This window comes from Bradyrhizobium sp. USDA 4449, from assembly GCF_054056275.1.
The window spans coordinates 4898585-4910069 of sequence record NZ_JBSRYD010000001.1 but is presented as its reverse complement, the minus strand read 5'-3'; the positions used below and the strand labels follow the sequence as shown (position 1 = coordinate 4910069).

11 protein-coding genes are annotated in these 11485 nt (G+C 66.6%); all 11 read left to right on the top strand.

Features of this window, described 5'->3' with window-relative positions:
* The first annotated feature begins 2 nt into the window (after positions 1 to 2).
* The 11 genes from ACVIIW_RS22815 to ACVIIW_RS22765 are packed head-to-tail and all read left to right on the top strand — an operon-like array spanning position 3 to position 11481.
* Positions 3 to 836, top strand: coding sequence for a phosphoenolpyruvate hydrolase family protein (locus tag ACVIIW_RS22815; protein ID WP_456702782.1), 834 nt, complete (start codon positions 3 to 5; stop codon positions 834 to 836).
* A 26-nt stretch (positions 837 to 862) separates the two neighbouring features.
* Positions 863 to 3763: a flotillin domain-containing protein gene (locus ACVIIW_RS22810; RefSeq protein ID WP_456702781.1), complete on the top strand. Its 2901-nt coding sequence runs from the start codon at positions 863 to 865 to the stop codon at positions 3761 to 3763.
* 10 nt (positions 3764 to 3773) lie between these two features.
* The gene (locus tag ACVIIW_RS22805; RefSeq protein WP_456702780.1) at positions 3774 to 4211 is read left to right on the top strand and encodes an SRPBCC family protein; all 438 of its coding nucleotides are present in this window, start codon (positions 3774 to 3776) and stop codon (positions 4209 to 4211) included.
* Positions 4212 to 4216: 5 nt separating this feature from the next.
* Positions 4217 to 4660 (top strand): SRPBCC family protein, encoded by a 444-nt coding sequence (locus ACVIIW_RS22800; protein ID WP_456702779.1) that lies wholly within the window; start codon positions 4217 to 4219, stop codon positions 4658 to 4660.
* A complete protein-coding gene (locus ACVIIW_RS22795) occupies positions 4661 to 5479 on the top strand; it encodes an FAD binding domain-containing protein (protein ID WP_456702778.1) in 819 nt (272 codons plus the stop codon).
* 5 nt (positions 5480 to 5484) lie between these two features.
* Positions 5485 to 5961 (top strand): (2Fe-2S)-binding protein, encoded by a 477-nt coding sequence (locus ACVIIW_RS22790; protein ID WP_456702777.1) that lies wholly within the window; start codon positions 5485 to 5487, stop codon positions 5959 to 5961.
* Positions 5962 to 5973: 12 nt separating this feature from the next.
* Positions 5974 to 7566: a xanthine dehydrogenase family protein molybdopterin-binding subunit gene (locus ACVIIW_RS22785; RefSeq protein WP_456702776.1), complete on the top strand. Its 1593-nt coding sequence runs from the start codon at positions 5974 to 5976 to the stop codon at positions 7564 to 7566.
* Complete coding sequence (locus ACVIIW_RS22780) at positions 7567 to 8589, top strand: xanthine dehydrogenase family protein molybdopterin-binding subunit (RefSeq protein ID WP_456702775.1); 1023 nt, start codon at positions 7567 to 7569, stop codon at positions 8587 to 8589.
* Positions 8590 to 8600: 11 nt separating this feature from the next.
* Complete coding sequence (locus tag ACVIIW_RS22775; RefSeq protein WP_456702774.1) at positions 8601 to 9482, top strand: AAA family ATPase; 882 nt, start codon at positions 8601 to 8603, stop codon at positions 9480 to 9482.
* Positions 9479 to 10600 (top strand): vWA domain-containing protein, encoded by a 1122-nt coding sequence (locus ACVIIW_RS22770; RefSeq protein ID WP_456702773.1) that lies wholly within the window; start codon positions 9479 to 9481, stop codon positions 10598 to 10600. Before ACVIIW_RS22775 ends, ACVIIW_RS22770 begins: the two co-directional genes overlap by 4 nt.
* Positions 10597 to 11481, top strand: a complete 885-nt coding sequence (locus tag ACVIIW_RS22765; RefSeq protein ID WP_456702772.1) for an amidohydrolase family protein — start codon at positions 10597 to 10599, stop codon at positions 11479 to 11481. Before ACVIIW_RS22770 ends, ACVIIW_RS22765 begins: the two co-directional genes overlap by 4 nt.
* Positions 11482 to 11485 lie beyond the last annotated feature (4 nt).

The window sequence follows — 11485 nt, the reverse complement described above, 5'->3', positions numbered from 1 at the left end:
CGATGGCCCGGTTTGAACGCGCAGCACTTCTGCGGCGATTTCGCGAGATGGCGAAGCGTGGCGAGCCGATCGTCGGCGGTGGCGCCGGCACCGGCCTGTCGGCCAAGTGCGAGGAAGCCGGGGGCGTCGATCTCATCGTGATCTACAATTCTGGCCGCTACCGCATGGCGGGTCGCGGCTCGCTCGCGGGGCTGATGCCCTATGGCGACGCCAATGCCATCGTGGTCGAGATGGCCGGCGAGGTGCTGCCCGTGGTCAGCAAGACGCCGGTGCTGGCCGGCGTCAACGGCACCGATCCGTTCCGCGACATGGATATGTTCCTCGATCAGCTCAAGGCGCTCGGCTTTGCCGGCGTGCAGAACTTTCCGACCGTTGGTCTGATCGACGGAATCTTCCGTGCCAATCTCGAAGAGACCGGCATGTCCTACGCGCTGGAGATCGACATGATAGCCAAGGCGCGTGAGAAGGACCTGCTGACGACGCCTTATGTCTTCAGCGAGAAGGAAGCCGCGGCGATGGCGATCGCCGGCGCCGACATCATCGTCTGCCATCTCGGGCTGACCACCGGCGGCACGGTCGGGGCCCAGACCGCGCCGAAGCTGAACGACTGCCCAGCTCGGATCGACACCTGGGCCTCGGCCGCGCTCAGCGTCAATCCGGACATTCTGGTGCTGGCTCATGGCGGTCCGATCGCGGATCCGGCGGACGCCGATTTCATCATGAAGAACACCCGCCACTGCCACGGCTTCTACGGCGCCTCCTCGATGGAGCGGCTGCCGGTGGAGCGGGCGTTGACGGAGCAGGTACGTCAATTCAAGGCGATCGGCGCGCGATAACGCCTGTCAGATTGAGGGAGGGAAACATGTCAGGGATCCTGGTCGGCGAGCTCATCCTCTGGCTGATCGTCGCTGTTATCGTGATCGTGGTCGGCGTCTACATCGTGAACTGGCTCTACCACCGCTCCTCCAAGGAGGTGTCATTCGTCCGCACCGGCTTCCTCGGCGAGCGTGTGGTGATCAATGGTGGCGCCTTCGTGCTGCCCTTCATCCACGACTACACGCCTGTGAACATGAACGTGCTGCCGATGGGCATCGTGCGTTCGCGGCAAGACGCCGTGATTACCCGCGACCGCATGCGCGTCGACATCGAAGCCGACTTCTATGTCCGTGTGCAGCCGACCCGCGACGCCGTCTCGATCGCAGCCGCCACCTTGGGACGCCGCACCATGGAGCCGGAGCAGCTGCACGCCTTGCTGGCCGGCAAGTTCATCTCTGCGATCCGCTCGGTCGCTTCCGAAATGACCATGGAGGAAATGCACGAGCGCCGCGGCGACTATGTCGCGCGCGTCAAGACCAATGCCGCCGAGGCGCTCGCCCAGAACGGCCTTGAGCTCGAATCCGTCGCCATCACCGATCTCGACCAGACTGACCTCGAATTCTTCAACCCCTCGAACCGCTTCGACGCCGAGGGTCTGACCCGGCTGATGGAGGACATCGAGGCCAGACGCAAGCTGCGCAACGACATCGAGCAGGACTCGATGATCAAGATCCGCACCCGCAATCTCGAGGCCGAGCGGCAGGCACTCGAGATCGAGCGCGAAAGCGAGACAGCGCGCCTCGAGCAGGAACGCGACATAGAGATGCGCCGCGCGCTTCAGCGCACCGAGGTCGCCCGCGAGCGCGCGCTGCGCGAGACCGAGGCCGAGCAGGCCCAGATCTCCGCGCGCGAAGCCATCGAGCGCTCCCGGATCGCCAACGAGCAAGCGATTGCGGAAGCCCGCATCGCCTCGGAGCGCGAGACCCGGCAGAAGGAGATCGAGCGCACCCGCACCATCGAGGAAAAGGAGCTCTTGGCACGCGAAGAGATCGAGAAGACCCGGATCGCCAACCAGCGTTCGATCGATACGACGCGGATCGCCTCAGAGCGCGAGGTCCGCCAGCGCGAGATCGAGCGGATGCGCACTGTCGAGGAAGCCGAGATCGCGGCCCGGGAGGCGATCGAGAAGGCCCGTATCCAGCAGGACCGCGTCGTGACCGATGCCCGGATCGCCAACGAAGAGGAGACCCGCCGCCGCGAGATCGAGCGCACCCGCGCCGTCGACGAGGCCGAGATCGCCGCCCGCGAAGCCACAGAAAAAGCCCGCATCGCCCAGACCTTGATCGTCAATGTCGAGCGCATCTCCTCCGACGAACGGACCCGTGCCCTGGAGATCCAGCAGGTCCGCACCATCCAGGAGACCGAGATCGAAGCGCAGCGCGCGGTCGAGGCCGCCCGCATCGCCCGCGAGCGGACGCTCGCTGCCGAGCGCATCGCTGCCGAGCAGAACACGCGGCAGCTAGAGATCGAGCGCAACCAGACCCTCGAAGTCGCCGGCATTGCCGCGCGCGAGACCACCGAAGCTTCGCGCATCGCACAAGAGGAACGCGTCCGATCGCTGGAGATTGCCCGCAACCGGGCCGTCGAGGAAGCCGACATTGCCTCCCGCGAGGCGATCGAGGCGGCGCGCATCGCCCAGGAGAAGGCGGTGGCAGCCGAGCGTATCCAGGCCGAGCGCGATACACGCTCGCTCGAAATCGAGCGAGCCGGCGTGTTGGAAGCCGCCGAACTGAAGCGGCGCGATGCCATCGAGCGCCAACGGATCGTGGTGGATCTCGCGCTGGAGGCCGAGCGGATCAACTCGTCCAAGAAGCGCGAGGTGCTCAATATCGAGCAGAAGAAGGCGATCGAGATTGCGGACGAAGACCGCGTCATCGCTCTCTCCGCCAAGAAGTCCGAGCGAATCGACGCCGACCGCCAGGTGCGACAGGCCGAGATCGTCGCCCGCAAGGAGGTCGAGACCACCGACGTCTCGCGCGAGCAGGCTCTCGAAGCCGCCCGGCTCGAGCGCCGCCGCGCGATCGAACAGTTGGAGGTCGCCCGCGTCCAGTCGTTGCAGGAGGCCGAGATCGCCTCCCGCGAGGAAGTGGAGCGCGCGCGCATCGCCTCCGACCGGGGACTGGATGAGGCCCGTATCGGCCGCGAGCGTGAGTTGCGCAAGCTGGAGGTCAACCGCGAGAAGGAGGTCGAGACTGTTTTGATGGAGAAGGCGATCGCCATTCACCAGAAGTCGCTGGAGGAGTCCGCCGCCAAGGCAATGGCTGAGGAGGCGCGGATGCGAGCCACGGAAGCGAGCGAGCGCGTCATTACCGCCCGCGAGAGCGAGATCGCAAAGCGCCGCAAGACGGTCGAGGTGCTGCTCGCCGAGAAGCAGGCCGAGGAAACCCGGATCGCCGCCGAAGCCGAGCGGGTGCGCGCGGCGGTCGAGGCCGAGGCGCAGCGGATGCTCAACGAGGCCGAGAACGTGCTCACCGATCAGGCCCGCTACTCGCTGTTCCGTAGAAAACTGCTCGACCGGATCGAGGGCATCGTGCGCGAGAGCGTCAAGCCGATGGAGAAGATCGAGGGCATCCGTATCCTCCAGGTCGACGGCCTCAACGGCAATGGCCACGGCGGCAATGGCGGCCGCAGCGCTACCGACGAGGTCATCGACTCGGCGCTGCGCTATCGCGTCCAGGCGCCGCTGATCGACTCCATCCTGTCCGACATCGGGGTCGAAGGCGGCAGCCTCGCCAAGATGCCGGGCCTGATCCGAGAAGCCCGCGACATGCAGGGCATCAAGGAGTCCGCGCGCAAAGGCGGCGGCGAGAAGCAGGCCACGTCCCCGCCCGCTGCCGAGGGCGGCGGCGAGCCGTCGGCCGAGCGCCGTCCGCGCAAGAAGAGCTGAGGTCTGACCCATGCCCCGCGTCTACGTCTCCACCGTCGTCAACGCGCGCAACGACCGCGTCTGGGCGCGGGTGCGCGACTTCAACGGAATGCCGAACTGGCATCCCGCGATCGCCGAAAGCCGCATCGAGGGCGGTGAGCCCTCCGACAAGATCGGATGCGTCAGGGACTTTCGCCTACGCAACGGCGACCGTATCCGCGAGAAGCTGCTCGGCCTCTCGGACTACGACATGTTCTGCACCTATTCGATCCTGGAATCCCCGATGGGCGTCGAGAACTACGTCGCGACCTTGCGGCTGACGCCCGTCACCGACGGCGACCAGACCTTCGTGGAGTGGACCGCCGAGTTCGACTGCGCGCCGGAGCGCGAGACCGATCTCGTCGGCCATATCGGCGCCGGCGTGTTCCAGGGCGGCTTCGATGCGCTGAAGCGCGTGTTTGGAGGCTGACTCTGGTGCCGCATATCGTCAAAAGCACCGTTCTCAACGCGCCGACCGATGCGGCGTGGTCGGTGCTGCGCGATTTCAACGGGCATGATCGCTGGCACCCGGCGGTTGCGACCTCCTCGATCGAGCGCGCGCATTCCTCCGACAAGATCGGCTGCGTCAGGCGCTTCAGGCTCAAGGACGGCGCCGAGCTACGCGAGCAATTGCTGGCGCTGTCGGATCTCGAGCAGAGCTTCAGCTACTGTCTGCTCGACACCCCGATCCCGATGTTCAACTACGTCGCCCATGTTCGCTTGTTGCCGGTCACCGACGGCGACCGCACCTTCTGGCACTGGGAGTCGCGTTTCACCACCAGGCCGGAAGACAGAGACCGCATCACCCACATGGTTGCGGAGGACATTTATCAGGCCGGGTTCGAAGCGATCCGCCGGCATCTCGAGGAGGCCGCCTAGATGGCCGTGACAGTGAAGACGTTTGCGAGCGCCAGCGAGGCGGCCGGGGCGCTGTCCTCGGACCGCACCGCGCGATATCTCGGCGGCGGCACGCTGGTGATGCGGGCGCTGAATGAGGGCGATGTGTCGATCTCAACCGTGGTCCGCGCCCAGGACCAGGCGCTGACCAGGATCGATGCCTCCGGCCCTCGCATCACGCTGGGCGCCGGCGTCACCTTCGCGCGCGTCCTCGCCGAACGCGACCTCGGCTTCCTGCATGCCCCCGCCCGTTCGATCGGCGGCCCCGCCGTGCGCAACATGGGGACGGTGGGCGGCAATCTGTTCGCGCCCAATCCCTATGGCGATTTCACCGTCGCGCTGCTGGCGCTCGATGCCACCGTGGCCGTCGCAGGCGGGTTCGGCGCGCGCGACATCCCCATCGAGGCATTCTTGCAGGCGCGCGACCGGCAGGCCGGCACACTCGTGCTTTCCGTCTCCTGCACCCGGCCTGCCGGCACCGAGGCCTTCCGCTATCGCAAGATCGCCCGGATCAAGCCGAAGGGCGGCTCGGTCATCACGCTGGCCGCATACCTGCCGATCTCAGGCGGACGCATCGCAGGCGCGCGGATCGCGCTGGGCTCGATGGCCCCCACCCAAATTCGCGCCCGCGCGGCCGAGCGTGCGCTGGAGGGACGCTCGCTGGATGCCGCGACCATCGCCGCCGCGGCATCCGCTGCCACCGAGGGAACAACGCCCTCCGACAACGCGCTCGGCAGCGCCTGGTATCGCCGCGAGATCGTCGGCGTACATCTGCGCCGTCTGCTGTCGGGACAGGAATAGAGCCTATGTCGAAAATCCCCCTGCAATTTCGTCACAACGGCCAGGACGTAGCGATTTTCGTCGATGGCGGTACCAACCTGCTGGTCGCACTGCGCGAGCTGATCGGCGACATGACTCCGAAATTCGGCTGCGGCCAGGGCGGTTGCGGCACATGCAGCGTGCTTGTCGACGGCGAGCTCCACCTGTCCTGCCTGACGCTGGCGGAGACCGTGGCTGGACGCTCGGTCGAAACGCTCGACGGTATGAAGCAGGGCCCGAATCTGCACCCGCTCCAGCGCGCCTTCGCCGACAATTTCGCCGCGCAGTGCGGCTATTGCACGCCGGGCATGCTGATGGCCGCAAAGGCCCTGCTCGACCGCAATCCACAGCCGAGCCGCGACGAGGTCATCGAGGCCATCTCCGGCAACATCTGCCGCTGCACCGGCTACGAGCCGATCATCAATGCCATCCTCGCCGCCGCCGGCGGCCGAGTCAGCGCGTAAGGGAACGCGACCATGCTGGAACTGCGCAAGGACATCTTCGCCGACGAGCGCGACGATAACTTGAAGGAAATCGGCAGGGGCACGCAACGCCAGGATATGCTCGGGCATGTCACGGGCACGTCAAGCTACTTCAACGACCACAAATTGCAAGGCATGCTGCATTTGAAGGTCGTGCGATCGACGCAGGCGCATGCACGAATTCGCCGCATCGACACGTCAGAAGCCGAGCGCTCCGCCGGCGTGCGCCGGATCATCCGTGGCACCGACGTGCCGGTGAATCTCAACACGCTGCTCAGCCTGATCAATTTCGGCAAGGACGACGAGCCATCGCTGGCCGTCGACAAGGTCCGCTACAAGGGCGAACCTGTTGTTGCCATCGTTGCCGACAGTGAGCGAGACGCCTTCGAGGCGGTCGCCAAGGTCAAGATCGACTACGAGCCGCTGCCGGCGGTGTTCGACGTCGAGGACGCACTTAAGCCCGGCGCGCCCGTCGTCAATGAGACCTACCCGAAGAACACCTTCACCTATCACGAGACCTATGATCACCAGCGGCTGCGTTTCGGCGACGCCGATGCGGCGCTGGCGACCGCCGATCACGTGCTGGAACAGCGCTACCAGATGTCGCCGATCGAGCACGCGCCGACCGAGACCAACGGGGCGATCGCCGCGCCGGATACCAATGGCCGCTATGTCGTCTACACCTCAACCCAGGCGCTGTTCTTCTCCGTCGACACCTGCGCAAAAATTCTGGACGTGCCCTCCAACACTTTCCACTTCATCGGCGGCACCGTCGGCGGGGGCTTCGGCGGCAAGGTCGACACGCTGACCGAGCCGCTCGCCATTCTGGGCGCGATGCTGACCGGAAAGCCGGTGCGTTACGTGTTCGGGCGCGAGGAGGAGATGCAGTACGGCCCCCCGCGCGGCGCCGAGCGCATCTACATCAAGGACGGCGTGATGCGCGACGGCCGCATCGTCGCGCGCAAGATCCGCGCGCTTTTCGACAGCGGCGCCTATACGCGGCTGTCGAGCTACGCCGCGGTGAAATGCGCCGCGCATCTGCCGGGGCCCTACACCATCCCGAACGTCTATGGCGACGTCTATTGCGTCTTCACCAACCGCACGCCGGCGACCGCCATGCGCGGCTTTGGCGTCACCGCGATGGACTTTGCCATCGAGTGCCAAATGGACAAGCTGGCAAATCTCGTTGGCATGGATCCGATGGAATTCCGCATCCTCAACGCCTATCGTGACGGTGACATGAAGGCGCACCGGCGCGAGGCCAAGAACACGGCGCTGATCGAATGCGTCCAGGTCGCGGCCGAAAAGGCCAAGTGGCCGCTTCGTGACGAATTCAGGCGAGCGTCGTCACGCAAGGACGGCGGCGGAAGCCGCGCCGTGATTCCGCCGACCCCGACGGACTCTTCCCGCGCACGACCAATGGCGCCGGCGCAGCAGCGCACCAGCTACGATCGGCTCCCGCCGACCGTGACCCGCGAACCTCCGCGCGAACCGCCACCTCCTGCTCCGCCGCCCTCGCCGCGGCCGGCTGCGCCTTCACACGGCGCCACCCGTTTCTCCTCCGTCTTCGGCACCAGGAGGCGCTAGATGACCCGGCATCGCGGACGCGGCATGGCCTCGATCAACTACCCCATCGGCATGAATCTCGGCGGCGACCCCAGCCAAGCGCTGGTGCATTCAAACCCGAGCGGCAAATTCACGGTGGCGCTGTCGTCGATCGATCTCGGACAAGGCATGAAATCGGTGACGCGGCAGATCTGCGCGGAGACGCTGGGCGTGCCGGTCGAGGACGTCTATGTCGATACAGCCGACTCCGACACCGGCCCGCACTGCATGGGTTCGTTCGCCTCGCGCGGCACCCACCGCGTCGGCAACGCCGTGATGGCGGCGGCGCGGGAAGCGCGCGGCGTGATGATGGAGGCCGCGGCCGAAGAGCTGGAGGTCAACGCCGCCGATCTCGAGACCGACGGCCGCGGCAACATTCACGTCAAGGGCGCGCCGCATCGCTCGATCTCGACCAAGGACGTCGCCATCGCCGCGCAATTCAAGCAGGGCAAGACCATCTCGGGCCGCGGCATCTTCCTGGTGCCGCTCTCCGAAGTGAATCCGGAGACGGGCGAGATGTCGCCCGCGACCTGCTACGCCCACGCCTGCCTCGTCGCCGAGGTCGATGTCGACGACGAGACCGGCGAAGTCGCGATGATCAGGATGGATTCAGCCTATGAGCTCGGCCGCGCACTCAATCCGCGCCTCGTGGAACAGCAGCTCGTCGGCGGCGCCTGGATGGGCATCAGCCACGCGCTCTACGAGACGACGGAGCCTGCTTATCCCGAGCCGGTGCATGGTCCGCGGGACTTCGTCGAATATCTGATGCCCGGTCCCGGAGACATCTGCCCGCACGACATCGCCGTGCTGGAGCGTCCTGCCCCCGACGGGCCGTTCGGCGCCAAGGGTCCCGGCGAGATGTGCGCGAATCCCGTGCTGCCGGCCGTCGCCAATGCGATCTTCAACGCCGTCGGCGTCCGCATCGACGATCTTCCGATTACGCCTGAAAAAGTGCTGCGTGCGATCAAGGCGCAAGGCGGCGCGCGGCCGCAAGCGCGGCGCTAGAGGTCTCGTTGATGGCGGTCCGCAGCAACATCGTCGGCATCGACAGCCCGGAGGCGCTGGAGAAGGCGCTGCGCGCGGCCTATTACCTTGCCGACGACGGCCTTGCGACCGCATCCTATCTTGGCCTTGCGCTCGGCAAGCCACTGCTGCTCGAAGGTGCGCCGGGGGTTGGCAAGACCGAAGCCGCAAAGGCCATCGCCGCCGTGCTCGGCCGCCGCCTGATCCGCCTGCAATGCTACGAGGGGATCGATGCTTCCGCCGCGCTCTACGAGTGGAACTATCCGCGACAGATGCTCGCGATCCGCCAGGCCGGCGACGAGACCATCGACATCTACGGCGAGACGTTCCTGATCGAGCGTCCCATGCTGGCGGCGCTGCGTGCGCCAGATTCCACCGTGCTCCTGATCGACGAAATCGACCGCGCCGACCAGGAGTTCGAGGCGTTCCTGCTCGAATTCCTCTCCGACTTCCAGATCTCCATCCCCGAGCGCGGCACGGTGCGCGCCGCCGAGCGCCCTGTGGTGGTTCTGACGTCGAACCGGACGCGCGATTTGCACGAGGCCTTGCGTCGCCGCTGCGTCTATCACTGGATCGACTATCCCAGCGAAGAGCGCGAGGCCCGGATCGTCATGCTGCGGGCCTCCAGTGTTGCCGAAGCCACCGCCCGCGCCGTCGTCGCCGCTGTCGGCAGGCTTCGGCGCGAGCCGTTGAGCAAGGCGCCCGGAATCGCCGAAGCCGTCGACTGGGCCGAAGCCGCGACGCTCCTTCACAAGGGCGGCGCGCGCTGGCCGGATGCGTTCAGGCGGTCGATCGGCGTAGCCCTGAAGGACGAGGAGGATCTGCACTTCATCTCGCCGCGGCTCGACGCCATGCTCGCGGAGGTGACTGCATGAGCACCGAGCTTCAACTGCCGCAGGCCGCGCGCGCGTTCGTCTCCTTTGTCGCTCTGATGCGCGCCAATGGCTTTGCCGTCGCGCCGGAGCAGACCACCGCGTTCCTGACCGCGATCGAGCTACTCGGGCCCCGCGACCTCGGGGATATCAGGCAAGCCGCATTGGCCACCCTCGCCCCGCCGCCCGAGCGGCGCGTGACCTTTGACCGCCTGTTCGATCTGCACTTTCGCGGTCATGAGGCCATCGAGCACGCCGACGATGGCGAGGACGACGAGACCGTCCGGCTGCAGGAGGAAGGCCGCGGCGAGCAGGAGCCACTCCTCTCCGACGACGCCAACGAATCCGGCCTGACCGCGACGCGCACCGAAGCGCTGGTCGAGCGCCGCTTCGCACAGCTCTCCACCAACGGTGCGCTCCGCCGCCTCTCGCGCGAGGCTCCCCGCCGTTTGCCGCGGCGACGCGGCCACCGCCGCATGCGCGCACGCCGCGGGGCTTTCGCCGATCTCCGCCGCACCTTGCGCGACTCCGTCCGCAGCGACGGCGAGATCCTTCGGCTCGGCCACATGAAGCGGCGCCGGCGGGCTCGAAAATTCCTGCTGCTGATCGACGTCTCCGGCTCGATGAAGAGCCGCACCGAGGAGAACATGAAGCTGGCGCATGCGCTGATGCAGGCGGCCCCCAATGTCGAGGTGTTCACGTTCGGCACGCGGCTGACCCGCGTCACCCGCGCGCTGCGGCTGAAGCGCCGAGAGCAGGCCCTGAATGCGGCCGCCCATCTCGTCAGCGACTGGGACGGCGGCACCCGCATTGGCGACGCGTTGCAGGCCTTCCTCGCCGTGCCCCGCTTCGGCGGCTACGCACGCGGGGCCGCGGTCGTTGTCGTCTCGGATGGGCTCGAGCGCGGCGAGCCAGATGCATTGCGCGATGCCGTGGCAAAACTGTCGCGGCGGGCCTGGCGCGTGAGCTGGCTGACCCCGCTCGCGACAGGACCGGGGTTCCGTCCGCAGACAGAAGCACTCGTTGCCGTCGAGCGCTTCGTCGACGATCTCGTCGATGGTGGATCCACCGCGTCCATCGTCGCGCATGTACTGGCACTGGGACGAAGGAGAGTTGCGTGACCGGGATTGTCGACGGCCATCATCACATCTGGCGGCAGGCCGACCTGCCCTGGCTGGCCGGCCCGATGCAGCCGCGCATCTTCGGACCCTACGAGGCCATCAGGCGCGATTATCCGATTCAGGAATATCTCGATGACCTCACAGGCAGCGGCGTCACCCGCTCGGTCTACGTCCAGACCAACTGGGCCAACGACCGTTTCGAGGACGAGGCGGCTTGGGTGCAGCAGACCGCCGACGAGCATGGCTGGCCGCACGGCATCGTCGCCTATGCCAATTTCGCTGTCGATGACGTGCGCCCGCAGCTCGACCGGCTGAAGCGCTATCCGCTGCTGCGTGGCGTGCGCATGCAGCTGCACTGGCACGAGAACCCGCTCTATCGCTTCGCGGCCAAGCCCGACCTCTGTGTCGATCCCATGGTCCGCCGCAACGTTGCGCACCTCGCCGACTACGGCTGGAGCTTTGATCTCCAGGTGTTCACGCCGCAGATGCCTGACGCAGCCCGGCTTGCGGAGGCTTGCCCCAAGGTGACTTTCATCCTTCAGCATGCCGGCATGCTCGAAGACCTGTCGCCGGCGGGTCGCGCCGCGTGGCGCGCCGGGATGGCCCGGCTCGCAATCTGCCCGAACGTCGTGTCAAAACTGTCCGGACTCGGCACTTTCATTCACCGCAACGACCCCGCGCATATCGCTATGGTGGTCATGGATACCGTCGCGATCTTCGGCGCCGAGCGCTGCCTGTTCGGCTCCAATTTCCCGATCGAGAAATTATGGACCAGCTATCGCGAACTCGTCGACGCGTTTCGCGCGGCCGTCGCACCACTCACCACCGAGCAGCAGGCCGCGATCTTCCGAGGCACCGCAACGCGCGTCTATGGGCTTTAGCAGA